12 protein-coding genes are annotated in these 21,463 nt (G+C 42.3%); 2 read left to right on the top strand and 10 right to left on the bottom strand.

Annotated elements, in window-relative coordinates:
- Nucleotides 1-55: 55 nt before the first annotated feature.
- From brpA to rpoB, 7 genes are all read right to left on the bottom strand, one after another.
- Nucleotides 56-1,072, bottom strand: a complete 1,017-nt coding sequence (gene brpA, locus ACN076_RS02555; protein WP_000239270.1) for a biofilm formation/cell division transcriptional regulator BrpA — start codon at nucleotides 1,070-1,072, stop codon at nucleotides 56-58.
- 7 nt (nucleotides 1,073-1,079) lie between these two features.
- Nucleotides 1,080-1,598 (bottom strand): GNAT family N-acetyltransferase, encoded by a 519-nt coding sequence (locus ACN076_RS02550; protein WP_000455533.1) that lies wholly within the window; start codon nucleotides 1,596-1,598, stop codon nucleotides 1,080-1,082.
- Nucleotides 1,588-2,031 (bottom strand): tRNA (adenosine(37)-N6)-threonylcarbamoyltransferase complex ATPase subunit type 1 TsaE, encoded by a 444-nt coding sequence (tsaE, locus tag ACN076_RS02545; RefSeq protein ID WP_061088456.1) that lies wholly within the window; start codon nucleotides 2,029-2,031, stop codon nucleotides 1,588-1,590. The genes ACN076_RS02550 and tsaE overlap by 11 nt, the downstream gene beginning before the upstream one ends.
- Before the next feature lie 84 nt (nucleotides 2,032-2,115).
- Nucleotides 2,116-2,736: a hypothetical protein gene (locus tag ACN076_RS02540; RefSeq protein ID WP_061088457.1), complete on the bottom strand. Its 621-nt coding sequence runs from the start codon at nucleotides 2,734-2,736 to the stop codon at nucleotides 2,116-2,118.
- Nucleotides 2,737-2,969: 233 nt separating this feature from the next.
- Entirely contained in the window at nucleotides 2,970-3,383 is a 414-nt protein-coding gene (gene ndk, locus ACN076_RS02535; protein WP_061758889.1) for a nucleoside-diphosphate kinase, read from the bottom strand.
- A 102-nt stretch (nucleotides 3,384-3,485) separates the two neighbouring features.
- Entirely contained in the window at nucleotides 3,486-7,163 is a 3,678-nt protein-coding gene (rpoC, locus tag ACN076_RS02530) for a DNA-directed RNA polymerase subunit beta' (RefSeq protein WP_420790067.1), read from the bottom strand.
- 32 nt (nucleotides 7,164-7,195) lie between these two features.
- Nucleotides 7,196-10,807, bottom strand: a complete 3,612-nt coding sequence (rpoB, locus tag ACN076_RS02525; protein ID WP_420790066.1) for a DNA-directed RNA polymerase subunit beta — start codon at nucleotides 10,805-10,807, stop codon at nucleotides 7,196-7,198.
- 482 nt (nucleotides 10,808-11,289) lie between these two features.
- Between rpoB and ACN076_RS02520 the strand changes: the two genes are divergently transcribed.
- Together ACN076_RS02520 and ACN076_RS02515 are read left to right on the top strand one after the other, a co-directional pair.
- Nucleotides 11,290-12,774, top strand: coding sequence for a M protein trans-acting positive regulator PRD domain-containing protein (locus ACN076_RS02520; protein WP_061758892.1), 1,485 nt, complete (start codon nucleotides 11,290-11,292; stop codon nucleotides 12,772-12,774).
- A 108-nt stretch (nucleotides 12,775-12,882) separates the two neighbouring features.
- Nucleotides 12,883-16,767 (top strand): pullulanase, encoded by a 3,885-nt coding sequence (locus ACN076_RS02515; protein ID WP_420790065.1) that lies wholly within the window; start codon nucleotides 12,883-12,885, stop codon nucleotides 16,765-16,767.
- Nucleotides 16,768-16,864: 97 nt separating this feature from the next.
- On the opposite strand, the gene ACN076_RS02510 is transcribed toward ACN076_RS02515, so the two are convergent.
- From ACN076_RS02510 to bglA, 3 genes are all read right to left on the bottom strand, one after another.
- Entirely contained in the window at nucleotides 16,865-17,914 is a 1,050-nt protein-coding gene (locus ACN076_RS02510; RefSeq protein ID WP_261013370.1) for an LLM class flavin-dependent oxidoreductase, read from the bottom strand.
- A 119-nt stretch (nucleotides 17,915-18,033) separates the two neighbouring features.
- On the bottom strand, nucleotides 18,034-19,842 hold the full coding sequence (glmS, locus tag ACN076_RS02505; protein WP_420790064.1) for a glutamine--fructose-6-phosphate transaminase (isomerizing): 1,809 nt from the start codon (nucleotides 19,840-19,842) through the stop codon (nucleotides 18,034-18,036).
- A 192-nt stretch (nucleotides 19,843-20,034) separates the two neighbouring features.
- Complete coding sequence (gene bglA, locus ACN076_RS02500; RefSeq protein ID WP_061758896.1) at nucleotides 20,035-21,414, bottom strand: 6-phospho-beta-glucosidase; 1,380 nt, start codon at nucleotides 21,412-21,414, stop codon at nucleotides 20,035-20,037.
- Between the last annotated feature and the right edge of the window lie 49 nt (nucleotides 21,415-21,463).

Below are 21,463 nucleotides of genomic sequence, written 5' to 3'. Positions count from 1 at the left end.
TTGAAAAAATCGCAGGAAATTTCCCACGATTAATTTTTTATTTGTATCAAGAAAGTTAATTGTCTTCGTCACCAACAGGTGTTCGTCCAAATAAATCTTCAAATAAGACAACATTTGTTTCAAGTTGAGTGACTTCTTCTTGTCCCAAAGAACGTCTCAAAAGATTCTGCATTTCCAACATATGGCTTCTCGTAACAATTTGATAAGAAACGCCTTGTAGCATCTCCCCTTCACCCTTCAACTGTTGTGTTTCAATGGTTTTAAATGAATCTTTATAGCCCAACAAGCTTGGAATACTTTTCGCAGATAAATCGATATTAGTCTGCATATTAGTACTTAGGGCTTTTAAAATAGATTGGTAGTGACTGACACTATTCAAACTAAGAACTTTTTCAACAACTTTTTGAATGACTTCACGCTGACGCTTTTGACGACCGTAGTCTCCTTCTGGGTCTTGATAACGCATGCGTGAATAAACAAGCGCTTCTTCTCCATTTATTGTCTGCTCTCCAACACCGATAGAAATGGTGTTAAATTCTTCTTGATCACTGATAGAGATTGGGAAACCTAGTGTATTATTGACCGTAATACCTCCCACTGCATCGACCAATTGTTGCAACCCTTGCATATTAACCATAATGTAGCGATCGATATGGATATTCATCATCTTTTGAATTGTTTCTATAGCAAGTTCTGCACCACCACCAGCATAGGCAGCGTTTAACTTCGCTTCTTCAATACTACCATCTTTATGTTGAATTTTAGTCAGGATATCACGCTCCAAACTCAGCATCATGGTCTTCTTAGTATGTGGATTGACAGTCAAGAGAATCATAGAATCACTATTTCCAGCCCATTGATCTGTACGCTCTACATTCCCAGTATCAACCCCCATTAACAGAATGGTCAAAGGCTCTGTTGCTTCAATAACCTTGGTTTCTTCCCCTATTTTTTTATAGGTCTTTGATAAGGTTTGTGTGCCTTGCTGATAAATAGTATACGCAAAAACACCGACACCTAAAACTGTCACAGCTAGAAAAGCTAGCACCATTCCAATAATTTTTTTAACCATATTTCTACTAATCTATCAGTTTACCCATCAAGTAAACATCGATAAATTTCCCTTCTTCTATATATGCTCCACGCTCTTGGCGACCTTCAATTACAAAGCCATGCTTTTGATAAAGATGAACTGCTGCTTGATTACGAGTTTGGACAGTCAGCTGGAGACGACGCAGAATGCCACTTGCTTGTGCCCACTCTATCGCTTCTTCTAGCAACAAACTTCCCAATCCATTATTCCAATATCTTTTTCCAATCACAATGAAGAGATCTCCAATATGACGGACTCTCTTGCGCTGGTCAGCTGTAATATTTATAATACCAGCAATTTTATCATTTAAGAATGCAAGTAAGGTTATCTGATTGTCCGAACTAGCTTGCTTGTTGAGGAATATTTCCATCTCCTCACTAGTCAAGAGAATACCATCTCCGTCTAAGCTGGTAAAATCTGTCTCCAAACTCACACGATTTAAAAAAGCCACTAATTCAGCTGCATCTTTAGGCTCTGCTTCCCTAATGAGCAATTCATACTCCATGTTGAAGCTCCTCTAAGAGTTTTTCTGCACGCAAACCCTTTGCTTGGAAATGTAATCTGCGACCGTCCTCTTCTTTTAGAATTTCCAACTCTAAATAAGTATCTGGCAAGGCATCTCCTAAGAGATTGCCCCACTCAATAGCAGTCACTCCACCACCAAAGAGAAACTCATCTAAATCAATAGAATCAGCATCCCCCTCTATACGATAAACATCTAGGTGGTAAAGCGGAAGACGACCTTCATACTCTCTTACGATAGTGTAGGTTGGACTTTTAATCATTTGAGAAATCTGTAAACCTTTAGCAAGTCCCTTAGTAAAGGTCGTTTTACCTGCACCCAGCTCTCCAGTTAAGATTAAAACATCATTCTTTTCTAATAGATGGCCCAAGCGTTCCCCTAAGGCTTGTAGCTCTTCTTCATTTTTTGTGTACATACTCTTATTATACCAAAAACTTTTCTTTTGTGTCTATTTTCCTGCTAAACTTACCATCATAACATCCATAAAAACAAGCTTTCTCTAAAAGAAAATGAGCGTAGCAATGACCAATACAAGATCTCGGAAAATATGACCATAAAAGGAAACTTCCTTTTTAACCGAATTTGGGACAAGATAGGCTGCAAAAAACAAACCCAGTCCAATATAAATCAAAAGAGAGACAATGGTCATTGGATTTCTTAAGAAAAGAAGTGTTGCTAAAATAGTCACCAACACTGTCTTTTTTCTGTCTAGAATAGCAAGAAAATCGCGCATGTATTTTTTCAAGGGTAAAAAAATCAGCAAATCTAGCCCAAATAGAAAGAAAAAGGATGGCAATAAAAAGTCAACTAATTCTTGCTGCAGCGTATTTTTGATGAACAAGTTATCTGACAGGACAAGAACAGCTCCTAACAAATTAATTAAGAGCAGGATACCGTAAAGAAGCTTCACTGACTTCTTACTAGCTAGGACACTATGAACTTCTTGCTTACGGGTATAAAGATAATTTACTCCAGCACAGATTCCTGAAACGAAGACCATGCTTCCGATGAAAAAAGCTGTACTTTGTTTAAAGGACAAGATGCATTCCTTCCATAGGAAACAGCTACTCAAACTGATTTGAATTAAAGCTAACAAAAATAAGATTCTCATTGATTTCATCTTTTCTCTCCCCTCCTACCAATCATTATACTCGGAGAAAAGAGAGAACTGTTTTCAATCTTCTCAAATGTCTCTTTTAGACGCTAAACAAACACGAGAGGCTAAACTTGAAATCAAAAAAACGCACCATATCAAAAACTAAAAAATTTGATATTATGCGTCATATCTTAAACTAATTGACCATACTTTCTATTCAAATGAGCTTTCAACCAATTGATTGAGCCAATCAACTCTTAAAACCAAAGAGCAATTTCTCGCTTAGCTGACTCTTCTGAATCTGAACCATGTACAACATTTTGGATAGCTTGGTTTTCTCCAGCAGCTTTTGCAAAATCACCTCGAATAGTCCCTGGCAAAGCTTCTTCTGGACGAGTTGCGCCTATCATGGTCCGCCAAGTTTCGATTACTTTGGGACCTGAAATGATACCTACAAGAATCGGTCCTGAAGTCATAAATTCACGAATCGGTGGGTAAAAACTTTGATTAACCAAGTCCTGATAGTGCTGGTCAATCAAGTCTTCTGAAAGCTGTGAACGCAACTCCAATTTTTCAATTATAAATCCACGTTGTTCGATGCGTTTCAACACTTCACCAACTAGCCCTCTTTTTACACCGTCTGGTTTAATGATAAAAAATGTTTGTTCCATGCCCGTCTCCTTTGTCAGCTTCTTTCTTTTATTTTACCACATTTCGTGGAAAAATGGAGAAAGCTTTCAGAAAAGAGAACCCGAAGGCTCTCTCATTCTCTTTTATTCTACTGTTTCTTCCACAGTTTCAACGGCAGCATCCACAACTACTTCTGTTGTTTCTTCATTTCCTTCTTCCTCTACTGGAGGATTAAGGTATTCTTCTTCGTTGATAGCATGTGGTTCAAGGTTACGGTAACGAGCCATACCAGTACCTGCTGGGATGATCTTACCGATGATAACATTTTCCTTGAGTCCAAGGAGATGGTCTTTCTTACCACGGATAGCCGCGTCAGTAAGGACACGAGTTGTTTCCTGGAAGGAAGCCGCTGACAAGAAACTATTTGTTTCAAGTGAGGCTTTGGTAATTCCCATAAGAACTGGACGACCAGTCGCTGGAACACCACCTGCGATAAGAACATCTTTATTGGCATCTGTAAAGTCATTGATATCCATAAGGGTACCCATGAGAAGGTCTGTGTCACCTGGATCCATGACACGAACTTTACGGATCATTTGACGAACCATTACCTCGATGTGTTTGTCACCGATTTCTACCCCTTGGCTACGGTAAACTTTTTGTACTTCACCGAGAAGGTAGGTTTCAACTGACAAGACATCACGAACTGCAAGGAGACGTTTTGGTTGGATAGAACCTTCCGTAAGAGCAGCACCACGCGCTACTTGGTCCCCAACTTCAACACGCATACGAGCTGTAAATGGAACGACGTATTCACCTTCGCCAGTTTCACCCTTAACAAAAACTTTCTTGGTACGAGTTGATGCATCTTCTTCGATAGCAGTAACTTGTCCTTTAACCTCTGTGATAACCGCTTCCCCTTTAGGATTGCGGGCTTCAAAGATTTCTTGGACACGAGGAAGACCCTGAGTGATATCGGTATTTGAGGCAACCCCACCCGTGTGGAAGGTACGCATTGTAAGCTGTGTACCAGGTTCCCCGATAGATTGGGCAGCGATTGTACCAACTGCTTCACCAACTTCAACCGCATCACCAGTCGCCAAGTTGATACCATAACAGTGACGGCAGACACCGTGACGAGTGTTACATGTAAATACAGAGCGGATAGTCACTTCTTCCACACCAGCATTGACAATTTCACGCGCCTTATCTTCTGTAATCAACTCATTTGGACCGATAATAACTGCACCAGTTTCTGGATGTTTAACAGTTTTCTTAGTGTAACGACCATTGAGACGCTCTTCGAGAGACTCGATCATCTCTTTTCCTTCTGCGATAGAACGGATCAAGAGACCACGGTCTGTTCCACAGTCATCCTCACGGATGATAACGTCTTGGGCAACGTCAACCAAACGACGAGTCAAGTAACCTGAGTCGGCTGTCTTAAGGGCCGTATCAGTCATACCTTTACGGGCACCGTGAGTTGAGAAGAACATTTCCAATACCGACAAACCTTCGCGGAAGTTTGAAAGGATTGGCAATTCCATGATACGTCCGTTCGGAGCCGCCATCAAACCACGCATACCGGCAAGCTGTGAGAAGTTTGAGATGTTACCACGGGCTCCAGAGTCCATCATCATAACGATTGGGTTCTTCGGATCTTGGTTGGCAATCAAGCGTTTCTCTAATTTTTCACGGGCAGCACGCCATTCAGCTGTAACGGCATTATAACGCTCGTCGTCTGTGATCATACCACGACGGAATTGTTTTGTGATTTGTTCTACACGTTTATGTGATTCTTCAATGATTTCAGCCTTGTCATCAACGACTGGGATATCGGCAATACCCACTGTCAATCCTGCAAGAGTTGAGTGGTGGTAACCGAGGTTCTTCATACGGTCAAGTAGGGCAGAAGTTTCTGTCGTACGGAAACGTTTGAAGATTTCAGCGATGATATTTCCAAGGTTTTTCTTCTTGAATGGAGGGTTGAGTTCAAGATTGCTGATAGCTTCCTTGATATCTCCACCAAGTGGCAAGAAGTATTTAGCTGGAACGCCTTCTGTCAAGTTGGCATTGTTTGGTTCTTGCAAGTATGGTAGACCCTCTGGCATGATGTCGTTGAAGAGGATTTTACCAACTGTTGTAAGCAAGACTTTATGTTTTTGCTCTTCTGTCCATGGTTTGTTTAGGCTGTCTGTTGCAATACCAACACGTGAGTGGAGGTGAACATAACCATTGCGGTAAGCCATAACCGCTTCATCACGGTCTTTGAAGACCATTCCTTCACCTTCACGACCAGCTTCTTCCATGGTCAAGTAGTAGTTACCCAAAACCATGTCCTGAGATGGAGTAACGACTGGTTTACCATCTTTCGGGTTCAAGATGTGCTCAGCAGCTAGCATCAAGATACGAGCTTCTGCTTGGGCTTCTTCTGAAAGCGGTACGTGGATGGCCATTTGGTCCCCATCAAAGTCGGCATTGTAGGCTTCACAGACAAGTGGGTGCAAGCGAAGGGCCTTACCATCAATCAAGACTGGCTCGAAGGCTTGGATACCCAAACGGTGAAGGGTCGGTGCGCGGTTAAGAAGTACTGGGTGTTCTTTAATCACTTCTTCAAGGATATCCCAGATACGCTCATCTCCACGTTCCACCAAGCGTTTAGCTGCTTTGACGTTTTGCACGATATCACGGGCAACGATTTCACGCATAACGAATGGTTTAAAGAGCTCAATAGCCATTTCACGTGGCACACCACACTGGTACATCTTAAGAGTTGGACCAACTGCGATAACGGAACGTCCTGAGAAGTCAACACGTTTACCGAGCAAGTTTTGACGGAAGCGTCCTTGTTTACCTTTAAGCATGTGGCTCAATGATTTCAGCGGACGGCTACCTGGTCCTGTGATTGGACGACCACGACGACCATTGTCAATCAAAGCGTCAACCGCTTCTTGAAGCATACGCTTCTCATTTTGAACGATGATACCAGGTGCATTCAACTCAAGCAAACGAGCCAAACGGTTGTTACGGTTGATAACACGGCGGTAAAGGTCGTTCAAGTCAGATGAGGCAAAACGGCCACCATCCAACTGCAACATTGGACGAAGATCTGGTGGAATAACTGGAAGGATGTTGAGAATCATCCATTCAGGTTTGTTTCCAGACTTATAAAAGGCATCCAAAACATCCAAACGACGGATGGCTTTGATACGTTTTTGTCCAGTTGCTGTTTTCAACTCTTCTTTGAGTTCAGCAATTTCTTTTTCAAGATCTACTTGTTTCAAAAGGTCTTGGATGGCTTCGGCACCCATCTTGGCAACGAATGATCCATAACCATACTCACGCAAGCGCTCACGGTATTCGCGCTCTGTCATGATAGACTTGTGCTCAAGTGGTGTATCCTTGGGATCGATCACCACATAAGCTGCAAAGTAGATAACTTCCTCAAGTGCACGAGGACTCATATCAAGGGTCAAGCCCATACGGCTTGGAATCCCCTTGAAGTACCAAATGTGAGATACAGGAGCTTTCAATTCGATATGTCCCATACGCTCACGACGAACTTTTGTACGCGTTACTTCAACCCCACAACGGTCACAAACAATCCCTCTGTAACGAATGCGTTTGTACTTACCACAAGCACATTCCCAGTCTTTTGTAGGACCAAAGATGACTTCATCAAAGAGTCCTTCACGTTCTGGTTTCAAGGTACGGTAATTGATTGTTTCAGGTTTTTTGACTTCTCCATAAGACCATGAACGGACTTTACTTGGAGAAGCTAGGGTGATTTGCATACTTTTAAAACGATTTACATCAACCACTATTTCTTCCCTTTCTATTCTAAGTGAGCTACTTATTCTTGTTCAGCAGCTTCTTCTGTTTCTTCCGCTTTTGCTTCTTTCTCAGCTTCTTCAGCTTCAAAGGCTGCTTTAGCCTCTTGGGCTGCTTTTTCGCGGGCTTTTTCAAGATCATCTACGTGGATGACATCTTCGTCCATTCCTTCATCCAAGTCACGAAGTTCCACTTCTTGGTCATCTTCGTCAAGGACACGCATGTCAAGACCAAGAGATTGCAATTCTTTCACAAGAACTCGGAAGGATTCTGGAACACCTGGTTTTGGAATTGGTTTTCCTTTTGTAATAGCTTCATAAGCTTTCAAACGTCCGTTGATATCGTCAGACTTGTAAGTCAAGATTTCTTGAAGGACATTTGACGCACCGTAGGCTTCAAGAGCCCAAACCTCCATCTCACCGAAACGTTGTCCACCAAACTGGGCTTTACCTCCAAGTGGTTGTTGAGTAACGGTTGAGTAAGGCCCGACTGAACGCGCGTGCAATTTATCATCAACCATGTGGTGGAGTTTGATCATGTACATGACACCAACTGACACACGGTTATCAAATGGCTCACCAGTACGTCCATCGTAAAGGATTGTTTTGGCATCGCTATCCATACCTGCTTCTTTAACAGTTGACCAAAGGTCTTCAGAACTTGCTCCGTCAAAGACTGGTGTTGCGATGTGAATACCAAGAGTACGAGCCGCCATACCAAGGTGAAGCTCCATAACCTGACCGATATTCATACGTGATGGCACCCCAAGTGGGTTCAACATGATGTCGACTGGAGTTCCGTCTGGAAGGTAAGGCATGTCTTCTACAGGAACGATACGAGAGACAACCCCTTTGTTTCCGTGACGTCCGGCCATCTTATCTCCGACCTTGATCTTACGTTTTTGAGCGATGTAGACGCGAACCAGCATGTTAACACCTGATTGCAACTCATCTCCATTTGCACGTGTAAAGATCTTCACATCACGAACGACACCATCGGCACCGTGTGGTACACGAAGAGAAGTGTCACGCACCTCACGAGACTTGTCTCCGAAGATAGCGTGCAAGAGGCGTTCTTCAGCCGAAAGGTCTTTCTCACCCTTAGGTGTTACTTTACCTACAAGAATGTCACCTTCTTTAACCTCAGCTCCGATACGGATAATACCCATTTCGTCAAGGTCTTTAAGAGCATCTTCACCAACGTTTGGAATTTCACGAGTGATTTCTTCAGGCCCAAGCTTTGTATCGCGTGTTTCTGATTCGTATTCTTCAAGGTGAACAGATGTATAGACATCGTCTTTCACCAAGCGTTCGCTCATGATAACGGCATCCTCGAAGTTGTAACCTTCCCAAGTCATGTAGGCAACGATTGGGTTTTGTCCAAGCGCCATTTCTCCATTTTCCATAGAAGGTCCGTCAGCGATGAAATCACCTTTTTCAACGACATCGCCAACTTTTACGAGAGTGCGTTGGTTGTAGGCAGTACCTGAGTTTGAACGACGGAATTTTTGGATGTGGTAAACGTCCAATGAACCATCTTCACGGCGTACTTCTACCTTGTCAGCATCTGCGTAAGTAACTTTACCATCATACTGAGCAATCACAGCCGCTCCAGAGTCGTGGGCTGCTTGGTATTCCATACCAGTACCAACGTAAGGTGCCTGAGGATTGATCAATGGCACAGCCTGACGTTGCATGTTGGCTCCCATGAGGGCACGGTTGGAGTCATCGTTTTCCAAGAAAGGAATACATGCTGTCGCAACGGCAACTACCTGTTTTGGTGAAACGTCCATATAGTCAACAATATTAGCTGGATACTCTTGGTTGACCCCTTGGTGACGTCCCATGACAACTTTCTCAGCAAAGGTTCCATCTTCATTTAGACGAGAATTAGCCTGTGCTACAGTAAATTCATCTTCTTCATCAGCTGTCAACCAAACGATTTCGTTCGTGACAACACCTGTTTCGCGGTCAACCTTACGGTATGGCGTTTGAACAAAACCATATTTGTTCAAGTGCCCGTAAGATGACAAGTTATTAATCAAACCGATGTTTGGTCCTTCAGGTGTCTCGATTGGACACATACGACCATAGTGAGTGTAATGCACGTCACGAACTTCATATCCAGCACGGTCACGTGTCAAACCACCAGGTCCTAAGGCTGACAAACGGCGTTTGTGAGACAACTCAGAAAGTGGGTTGTGTTGGTCCATGAACTGTGACAACTGTGATGAACCAAAGAATTCTTTAACTGCAGCTGTTACAGGACGGATATTGATGATTTGTTGCGGTGTCAAGACTTCGTTGTCCTGAACAGACATACGTTCACGGACATTACGTTCCATACGAGAAAGTCCCAGACGTACTTGGTTAGCAAGCAATTCACCGACCGCACGGATACGACGGTTTCCAAGGTGGTCGATATCATCTACACGGCCAAGTCCTTCAGCCAAGTTGAGGAAGTAGCTCATCTCAGCAAGGATATCTGCAGGAGTGACGATACGAACCTTGTCATCTGGATTGGCATTACCGATGATCGTTACAACACGGTCTGGATCAGTTGGAGCAACAACCTTGAATTTTTGAAGAACAACTGGCTCTGTTACTACGGCAGCATCATTTGGAATGTAGACAATCTTGTTCAAGTCGCCATCCAAACAGCTTTCAATGCTTTCAATCACGCTACGAGTCATGATTGTACCAGCTTCTACCAAGATTTCTCCAGTTTCAGGATCTACCAATGGCTCTGCAATGGTTTGGTTTAGCAAACGTGTTTTAACATTGAGTTTTTTATTGATCTTATAGCGACCAACTGCTGCCAAGTCATAGCGACGTGGGTCAAAGAAACGAGCTACAAGCAAGCTACGTGAGCTTTCAGCAGTCTTAGGTTCACCTGGACGAAGGCGTTCGTAAATTTCTTTCAAGGCTTCGTCGGTACGAGAGTCCATTGGGTTCTTGTGGATATCTTTTTCAACAGTGTTGCGAACCAATTCGCTGTCACCAAAGATATCAAAGATTTCATCATCACCTGAGAAACCAAGCGCACGAACCAATGTTGTAAATGGAATCTTACGAGTACGGTCGATACGAGTGTAGGCGATATCTTTTGAGTCGCTTTCAAGTTCCAACCAAGCTCCACGGTTAGGGATAACAGTTGAACCGTAGCCCACTTTACCATTTTTATCAACTTTATCGTTAAAGTAAACACCTGGTGAGCGGACCAACTGAGATACGATGATACGTTCACCACCATTGATGATGAAAGTCCCCATTTCTGTCATGATTGGGAAATCACCAAAGAAAACTTCTTGGGTCTTGATTTCGCCTGTTTCTTTATTGATCAAGCGGAAGGTTACAAAAATTGGTGCTGAGTAGCTAGCATCGTGGATACGAGCTTCTTCTAGCGTGTATTTTGGTTCCTTGATTTCATATCCAACAAATTCCAACTCCATGGTGTCTGTAAAGTTTGAAATCGGCAATACATCTTCAAACACTTCCTTAAGACCATGGTCTAGGAAAGCTTTGAATGAATCAGTTTGAATTTCAATCAAATTTGGTAAGTCAAGAACTTCTTTGATTCTTGAAAAACTACGACGGGTACGATGTTTCCCGTATTGAACGTCATGTCCTGCCAAGATGATTCTCCTTTGTAAATAAGTTCCAAGCCTTGTCAATCAGGCTTTCTAATCGTTATATGGTTATAAAACCCCTATCACCGCGTCCCTTTGATAAATTTTCAGAATCTTTAAGTCTTTGTTACAAATAATCAAAAGCCTGAAAAAAAGCACAAAAAGAGCAGCTAAATCTGACTTTTTCAGAAGATTTAACTGCTGTGAGCCTTGTCTGGACAATATTTCAGACAAAACCTACGACAAATGATTATTCATATTATACCCTATTTAGCTAGATTTTTCAAGGGAATTAACGATTTTTTGACAAAATCTTTTCCTATAAAACATTAAATTCAATGATCACTTTGCAAACTTCGTTTTCAGTTTAGTAGTTCACTAAGAATATAGTGAATTACAACTTTTCCTTTTTTATCATAGGCTATTTTTCTTGACTTTATCAGACTTTTCTTTTAATATATATGTATAAATATATAGGGAGATTTATGATGAATATCTTGCTTTCTAAGACTGAACAAGATTTGCTATTCTTACTGGAAGAAATAACCAAACACCATGATTGGATAGAACTCTCAGTCTTGGCCGAGAAGCTGAATTATTCAATAGAAGAATTACAAGAACACCTTTTTAAGCTTGAGCAATTATTTCCAAACCTCCTGATACAATCAAGAAAAAAAGGTATTCAATTGCAGTTTGACTTCCAAAACACCTTGGATCCTAGGATTGAGATTTTTAAACAATCTGAAACCTACTCTTTTTTGAACCGTCTGTTTTTCAAGGAGGAAGGCTCACTTAACCAAATGTGCCTAGAGCTTGTGATTAGCTACGAACGAGTTCAGGAAATCATCCAGCATCTAAATACGAAACTTCTACAACACTATAACATCAGCATCCAACCTTCCCCTTTAGTCATAGAGGGAACAGAAGAGGACATTCGCGCCTTTTATCTAGACTACTTTAGTCAAAGTTACGACTTTCTTGATTGGCCCTTCCCTTCTATTTCTGAAGAATCACTCACTCACTTGATTCAGCTATTTTTGAACGCCCAACAAGTTTCACTCACCCTCAGCAGTCTACGGCAAATCAAATATACCCTAGCTATCAATCTAGAGCGTTTAAATAGGGGACGTTTCATTGAAAATCCTACTCCTCTTTTAACCAGTCACTACAGCTCTCTCATGCAGATTCCCCATTTTGAACAAGATATCAAAAAACTGGCTAAAAAACTCCATTTTGAACCTACAAAGAAAACACTGGAACAACTATTTTCAAACCCAATCAAATCTTCTAAAATTACAGACAATGCTAATAATAGGGCACTGGGCGATATTCATCATATCCAAAAATCCTACCGTTTATTGAGTCAAATTCTAGAAGAGCTGGCTAAAGAATTTCACCTACAGATTGAAAATCGTGAGGAATTGATTTGGCTCCTCCACTACACTGCCCAAGCTGATTTCTTCCATTTACTCAACAATCAGTCTCTCGACAAACAGAAATCCCAGATTTTAAGCAATTATCAAGCAGAATTTCCAAAACTATTTGAAGTAAGTCAACACAAATTTCAATCTTATCTGACTGAGATGGGACTAAACAGTAAGCCAAGTAAGCAACAAGAGATGGTCTACACCTTCACTATCCAAGGGCATCGAATTTTAGTCCAACTGCTTCAAAAACTTCCCAAAATACGTGTTTTGGTCATTAGTCATCTGGATAACCATCACGCACAAAGCCTAATCGACACCCTAACTCACTACGGAAACAATCTCTATCTATTTGATTCTTGGGAAGAATCTACGATTTCTTTCTCGATTCTCAATCAAATTCCGCACGATATTGTTATCACTACCTTTCCTGTCACTAACTCTCCTAAACCAATTATCTACAATCGTAACTTCTCTACTTCAGAATTATTCCTCCATCTCCACCTTCTGGCTTCTCAAATTCATAAAGAAAGACTAGCTGAGTCGTAACAGAAAATCTGTTGCGATTTTTCTTTTGTTCCAATTTTAAGAAAACGCTTGCATCTTTTTTTACTACATGCTATACTGATATAGAAATTTATTGATTGGAGAATCATTATGAGAAAAAAACCATCTCACACTGAGAAAAAAATGGTCTACAGCATCCGTTCTCTCAAAAATGGAACTGGTTCTGTCCTTATCGGCGCAAGCCTTGTCCTACTTGCCATGGCTACACCAACTATCTCAGCCAACGAAACCACAACAGCTAGTGCTGAAGCGACTAACACTATTACTCAACCTCTTACTGATACAGCAGACATCGCTGGAAAGAACGAAAGCGATTTTTCTTCACCTAACAATGCAAACGCTTCCCTAGAGAAAAAAGAAGAACAACCTGCAACAGAGGCAACCACTCCTGCTGCAACTCCAGCCGATTCAGCACCACAAACTGGACAAGATCGTTCAAGTGAGACAACTACTTCTACTAGTCCAGTAACGACTGAAACTAAGGCAGAAGAGCCCATCGAAGACAACTACTTCCGTATCCATGTCAAAAAACTTCCTGAAGAAAACAAAGATGCTCAAGGACTATGGACTTGGGACGATGTTGAAAAACCTTCTGAAAATTGGCCAAACGGAGCCCTGTCCTTTAAGGATGCCAAAAAAGATGACTACGGCTACTACCTAGATGTCAAATTAAAGGGAGAACAAGCCAAGAAAATTAGCTTCCTCATCAATAATACAGCTGGAAAAAATCTAACCGGCGATAAATCGGCCGAAAAACTAGTTCCAAAAATGAACGAGGCTTGGTTAGACCAAGATTACAAGGTTTTCTCTTACGAGCCACAACCTGCAGGGACTGTTCGTGTCAACTACTACCGTACAGATGGCAACTATGACAAGAAATCTCTTTGGTACTGGGGAGATGTAAAAAATCCAAGTAGCGCTCAATGGCCTGACGGAACAGACTTTACAGCTACAGGCAAATATGGTCGCTATATCGACATTCCTCTTAAGGATGCCGCCAAAGAATTCGGCTTTTTATTACTAGATGAGAGCAAAAAAGGAGACGACGTGAAAATCCGTAAAGAAGATTATAAATTTACAGATTTGAAAAATCATAGCCAAATTTTCCTAAAAGACGATGATGAATCGATTTACACAAATCCATACTATGTCCATGATATCCGTATGACAGGTGCCCAACATGTAGGAACTTCTAGCATTGAAAGTAGTTTTTCAACACTAGTCGGTGCCAAAAAAGAAGATATCCTCAAGCACTCCAACATCACTAATCACCTAGGAAACAAAGTAACTATCACCGATGTTGCAATCGATGAAGCTGGTAAGAAAGTGACCTACAGCGGAGATTTCTCTGACACAAAACATCCATATACTGTTAGCTACAATTCCGACCAATTCACTACCAAAACAAGCTGGCGACTTAAAGATGAGACTTACAGCTATGATGGCAAACTGGGAGCTGACCTAAAAGAAGAAGGAAAACAAGTTGATTTAACCCTTTGGTCACCAAGTGCTGATAAGGTTTCTGTCGTTGTCTACGACAAGAATGACCCTGAAAAAGTGGTTGGAACTGTCGCTCTTGAAAAAGGAGAAAGAGGAACTTGGAAACAAACTCTAGATAGCACAAACAAATTAGGAATCACAGATTTCACTGGCTACTATTATCAATACCAAATCGAGCGTCAGGGTAAAACTGTTCTTGCACTCGATCCTTACGCTAAATCCCTCGCTACTTGGAATAGTGATGATGCCAAGATCGACGATGCCCATAAAGTGGCTAAAGCTGCCTTTGTAAATCCAGCCAAACTAGGACCTCAAGACTTAACTTATGGTAAGATTCACAACTTCAAGACTCGTGAAGATGCCGTTATCTACGAAGCTCATGTGCGTGACTTCACTTCAGATCCTGCCATTGCAAAAGACTTGACCAAACCATTTGGTACCTTTGAAGCCTTTATTGAAAAGCTAGACTACCTCAAAGACTTGGGTGTAACCCACATCCAGCTCCTTCCAGTCTTGTCTTACTACTTTGTCAATGAATTGAAAAATCATGAACGCTTATCTGACTATGCTTCAAGCAACAGCAACTACAACTGGGGATATGACCCTCAAAACTACTTCTCATTGACTGGTATGTACTCAAGCGATCCTAAGAATCCAGAAAAACGAATCGCAGAATTTAAAAACCTCATCAACGAGATCCACAAACGTGGCATGGGAGCTATCCTAGATGTCGTTTATAACCATACAGCCAAGGTCGATATCTTTGAAGATTTAGAGCCAAACTACTACCACTTTATGGATGCTGATGGTACACCTCGCACTAGCTTTGGTGGTGGACGCTTGGGAACAACCCACCATATGACCAAACGACTCCTAGTTGACTCTATCAAATATCTAGTTGATACCTACAAAGTGGATGGCTTCCGCTTCGATATGATGGGAGACCATGATGCGGCTTCTATCGAAAAAGCCTACAAGGCTGCACGCGCCCTCAATCCTAACCTAATGATGCTGGGTGAAGGTTGGAGAACTTATGCCGGTGATGAAAATATGCCTACTAAAGCTGCTGACCAAGATTGGATGAAACATACCGATACTGTTGCTGTCTTTTCAGATGACATCCGTAACAACCTCAAGTCTGGTTATCCAAACGAAGGTCAACCTGCCTTTATCACAGGTGGCAAACGAGATATCAACACTATCTTCAAAAATCTGATTGCACAACCAACCAACTTTGAAGCAGATAGCCCTGGAGATGTGATTCAATACATCGCGGCCCATGATAACTTGACCCTCTTTGACATCATCGCTCAGTCTATCAAAAAAGACCCAAGCAAGGCTGATAACTATGCTGAGATTCATCGTCGTTTGCGACTTGGAAATCTCATGGTCTTAACCGCTCAAGGAACTCCGTTTATCCACTCTGGTCAGGAATATGGTCGTACCAAACAATTCCGTGACCCAGCCTACAAAACTCCAGTAGCAGAAGACAAGGTTCCAAATAAATCTCACTTGTTGCGTGATAAGGACGGCAATCCATTTGACTATCCTTACTTCATCCATGACTCTTATGATTCGAGTGATGCTATTAACAAGTTTGACTGGACTAAGGCTACAGATGGAAAAGCATATCCTGAAAATGTCAAGAGCCGTGACTATATGAAAGGGTTGATTGCTCTTCGTCAATCTACAGATGCCTTCCGACTTAAGAGTCTCCAAGATATCAAAGACCGTGTCCACCTCATCACTGTCCCAGGCCAAAATGGTGTGGCAAAAGAGGACGTAGTAATTGGCTACCAAATCACTGCTCCAAATGGAGACATCTACGCAGTCTTTGTCAATGCGGACGAAAAAGCTCGCGAATTTAATTTGGGAACTGCCTTTGCCCACCTCAGAAATGCTGAAGTTTTAGCAGATGAAAACCAAGCAGGGCCAGTAGGAATTGCCAACCCGAAAGGACTCGAATGGACTGAAAAAGGCTTGAAATTAAATGCCCTTACAGCTACTGTTCTTAGAATCTCTCAAGGCGGTGCCATCGTTGCCCCAGCTGTGGAAGAAAAACCAGAATTTGACCTTTCTAGCTTAAAACAAGAACAAGGTCACAATAATGGTCAAGACAATATTTCAAACCGAGTAATCAAATCGGAACAGCAAACTCCAGCTCCACAAGCTAGACCTGATTCTACTAAACCAGATGCAAAAGTAGCTGATGCGGAAAATAAACCTAGCCAAGCTACAACTGATTCACAAGCTTCACAACCAACACAAGAAGCACAAGCATCATCTGTAAGTGAAGCTGTTCAAAACGAATCAGTAGAAAACCCTAGCAAGGAAAATATACCTGCGCCTCTAGCTAAACAAGCTGAACTTCCAAATACAGGAACCAAAAACGATCACAAACTCCTGTTTGCAGGAATTAGTCTCCTTGCCCTTCTAGGTCTCGGGTTCTTACTAAAAAACAAAAAAGAGAACTAAACTAGCCCTCCTATAGAACAATCCCCCAAGCATTAAAGCTCGGGGGATTGATTTTTGTACAATATTTATCGTCATAATAAATTTGAGTAGTTTTTTATTAAGCCTCTTTCATGGCAAAGTATTCCCGTACTTTGGGTGCCACTTGCATTCCGAATAGTTCAATAGCTCTCAGAACCTGGTCATGGGGCATGGAACCAAGCGGTAGATGGAGCATGAAGCGGTCCAAACCTAAGTCTTCAATCATACGAATCAATTTTTCGGCCACCTGATCTGGATTGCCCACAAACATAGCACCATTTGGCCCAACTTGCTCCAAATATTGCTCATAACGCAATTCCTGCCAGTGCGGACGGTCTTTGGAAATAGCATCCACCACTTGCTTGGTTGGATGGAAATAATCTTTCACCGCCTGCTCGCCATCTTCAGCAATCCAACCCCAAGAATGGGCCCCGACCTTTAGCTCCTGACTGGCATGACCCGCTTCGCTCCCAATCTCACGATAAGCCTGAATCAACTTTTTAAAATAACGCGGATTACCACCAATAATGGCATAGACAATCGGTAGGCCTGCCTGAGCAATCTTCACAGTTGATTCGACATGACCACCTGTCGCTATCCACAAGGGCAATTTGTCCTGAACTGGACGAGGATAAACTTCTTTGCCAGAGATTGTTTGGGTCAATCGACCTTGCCAATCTAGTTTTATCTTTTCATTGACTAATTGAAGCAAGTCTAATTTCTCATCAAAAAGAGCTTCGTAGTCTTTCAAATCATAGCCAAACAAGGGAAAAGATTCCGTGAAAGAACCCCTTCCGGCCATAATCTCCGCACGTCCATTTGACAAAGCATCGATAGTGGCATATTGTTGGAACAATCGAATCGGATCCATACTTGAGAGAATGCTGACTGCACTGGTCAAACGAATCTTCTTGGTATTGACTGCCCCAGCTGCCAGAACAATCTCTGGCGCAGATATCGCAAAATCCGCTCGATGGTGCTCACCAATCCCATACACATCCAAACCAACCTTGTCAGCCAGTTCAATCTCTGCCAGCAACTGGCGAATGCGTTCAGCATGACTGTAAGTTTGCCCAGTCCCTTCAAGCTCCGTTGTTTCTCCAAATGTTGAAATTCCCAATTCTACCATTGTGATTCTCCCCGTCTATTTCTTTCCTGCAATTTGAAAAGTTATTCTAACACGAAACTTGAGTACAAGCAACCAATTTGCTCATAAGAAAAAGCCTAGATAACTAGACTTTTTTTAGTTTATTCTACCGTTACTGACTTAGCAAGATTACGTGGTTTGTCCACATCAAGTCCACGGTGGAGTGTTGCAAAGTAAGCGACCAATTGCGTTGGTACAACCATTGAAATCGGTGAGAGGTAAGGGTGTACAGTCGTAAGGATGATATCGTCTGTATCTTTGGCTACATTCTCTTCTGCGATAGTGAGAACCTTGGCACCACGGGCTACCACCTCTTGGATATTTCCACGAGTGTGGTTGGCAAGAACTGGATCTGACAAGAGGGCCAAGACAGGCGTTCCTTCTTCAATCAAGGCAATAGTCCCGTGCTTGAGTTCTCCTGCCGCAAAGCCTTCACACTGGATGTAAGAAATCTCTTTAAGTTTGAGACTTGCTTCCATAGCTACATAGTAATCTTGACCACGCCCGATGTAAAAGGCGTTGCGAGTTGTTTCAAGAAGCTCACGAACCTTGGCTTCAATGTCTTCTTTCTCTGAAAGAGTTGATTCGATAGACTGAGCTACGATTGACAACTCATGAACCAAATCAAAGGCTTTCGCTTTGGCATTTCCATTTGCTTCTCCGACTGCTTTTGCTAGGAAGGCAAGAGCTGCGATTTGCGCTGTATAAGCCTTAGTTGATGCCACGGCAATTTCAGGACCTGCGTGAAGGAGCATGGTATGGTTGGCTTCACGTGAAAGGGTTGAGCCTGGTACGTTTGTCACTGTCAAGCTTGGGATTCCCATTTCATTAGCCTTAACCAAAACCTGGCGACTATCCGCTGTTTCACCAGACTGGCTGATAAAGATGAAGAGTGGTTTCTTGCTGAGAAGTGGCATACCATAGCCCCACTCAGATGAAATTCCAAGTTCAACTGGTGTATCTGTCAATTCTTCCAGCATCTTCTTAGAAGCAAATCCTGCGTGGTAAGAAGTTCCAGCAGCAAGGATGTAGATACGGTCTGCGTCTTGAACAGCCTGGATGATAGCTGGGTCAACGACTACTTGACCAGACTCATCTGTGTAGGCTTGTATCAACTTACGCATCACTGTTGGTTGCTCATCAATTTCCTTGAGCATATAGTAAGGGTAAGTTCCCTTACCGATATCAGACAAGTCAAGTTCAGCAGTGTAACTAGCACGCTCACGACTGTTGCCATCATAGTCTTGAACTTCAACACTATCAGCCTTGACGATTACCAACTCTTGGTCATGGATTTCCATGTATTGGTTGGTCTCACGAATCATAGCCATAGCATCTGAGCAGACCATGTTATAGCCTTCTCCAAGACCAATCAAAAGTGGTGATTTATTTTTAGCTACGTAGATGACTTCAGGATCTTGTGAGTCAACCAAGGCAAAAGCATAAGAACCACGGATGATGTGAAGAGCTTTTTTGAAGGCTTCAAGAACTGACAAGCCATCTTCTTCCGCAAATTTTCCAATCAAGTGAACGGCGATTTCAGTATCTGTTTGCCCCTTAAAGTGGTGACCTGCAAGGTATTCTTCCTTGATTTCAAGGTAGTTCTCAATCACCCCATTGTGCACCAAAACAAAACGTTCTGTCTCAGAGCGATGTGGGTGAGCATTGTCTTCCGTTGGTTTTCCGTGAGTAGCCCAACGAGTATGTCCGATACCAGTCGTTCCCTCAACACCAGCTGTCTTGGCAGACAATTCTGCAATACGACCTACAGCCTTGACTAGATGGTTCTCAGCGCCACCTAGGACAAAAATCCCCGCAGAATCATAGCCACGGTATTCGAGCTTTTCAAGACCTTGAATCAAAATATCAGTTGCATTTGTGTTTCCAACAACACCAACAATTCCACACATAGTATATACGACACAGGCAAGCTGTGCTTTCTCCTTAAAATTGGTATAGTCTGATTCCTCTTTTATAGAATCAGCAAAAACAGTATATACTTGTTTCTTTCACTTGTCAAGAGTAAAAATTGGTATAGTTCAAATTAAGCTCCTGTAAGCAAAAAACTCTGACCAATTAGGATAATCAGTCAGAGTCCTTTTTTAAAATCCATTATTATCGCTTAGCTCCTTGAACCAGTGCCCTGATTTTTTCAGACGACGTTCTTGCGTTTCCAAGTCTAATTCGACCAAACCATAGCGATTTTTATAGCTATTGAGCCATGACCAGCAATCGATAAAGGTCCAAATCAAGTAGCCCTTACAGTTGGCTCCATCTTCAATGGCACGGTGCAGTTCACGAAGATGACCTTTTACAAAGTCAATACGGTAATCATCTTGAATCATTCCATCTTGACGGAATTTTTCTTCCCCTTCAACACCCATGCCATTCTCAGTCAGCATCCACTCGATATTGCCATAATTTTCCTTGATATTTTGGGCAATATCATAAATCCCTTGCTCATAAATCTCCCAGCCACGATGAGGATTGATTTTACGCCCAGGCATCACATAAGGCTCGTAAAAATGTTCTGGTAAGAGTGGACTCTCTGGATGCTTAGCAAATCGAGGAGCCATAACACGCAAGGGTTGATAGTAGTTGACACCAAGGAAATCCACTGTATTGTCACGAATGAGATCCAACTCCTCCTCTGTAGCATCAGGCAAGAGACCGTATTCATGCAAGATTTCTACCAACTCCTGTGGATAAGTCCCCAAAACGGACGGATCTAAGAAGGATTGGGCCTGAAAGAGATCCGCAATCCGAGCTGCTTTGACATCAGCAGGATGCTGGCTACGTGGATAAGCCGGTGTCAAGTTGAGGACAATCCCAATCTTGGAATCTGGCAAGAGTTCATGACAGGCCTTAACCGCCCGACTGCTAGCCAATTGTGTATGATAAGCTACTTTAACGGCTGCCTCTGCATCCACCTTATGTGGATAATGGGCATCGTAAAAATAGCCAAATTCTACTGGAACGATGGGCTCGTTAAAGGTAATCCATTGATCCACTAAATCTCCATAAGTCTCAAAACAAAAACGAGCATAGTCTTCATAGGCTGAGACAGTCGCCTTATTTTCCCAACCATCACCATCTTCTTGAAGGGCAAAAGGCAAATCAAAATGATAAAGATTGACTAAAAGACGAATACCTTTGGCCTTAATAGCCTCAAAGACCTTACGATAAAAATCCACACCTTGAGGGTTGACTTTTCCACAGCCTTGTGGAAAAATCCGTGACCACTGAATAGAAGTTCGAAAGACCGTGTGACCAGTTTCTAACAAGAGGTCGATATCCTGTTCCCAATTTTCATAAAAGGTCGATGTCTTATCTGGACCAATTCCATTATAGTAGCGATTTGGCTCCACTTGGTACCAATAATCCCAGAGATTATCTCCCTTACCGTCACCAGCTACACGTCCTTCTGTCTGTGGCCCAGAAGTAGAGGATCCCCAGACAAAATCCTTTGGAAATCTTAGCATACATTTACCTCTTTATCTACTCATTTTTCCCATTATACAGAAAAAACAA

Source organism: Streptococcus sp. K0074 (assembly GCF_048843365.1).
GTDB classification, from domain to species: domain Bacteria; phylum Bacillota; class Bacilli; order Lactobacillales; family Streptococcaceae; genus Streptococcus; species Streptococcus mitis_BM.
Note: the sequence above shows the minus strand (reverse complement) of the source record. Positions and strands in the feature narration are given on the sequence as shown.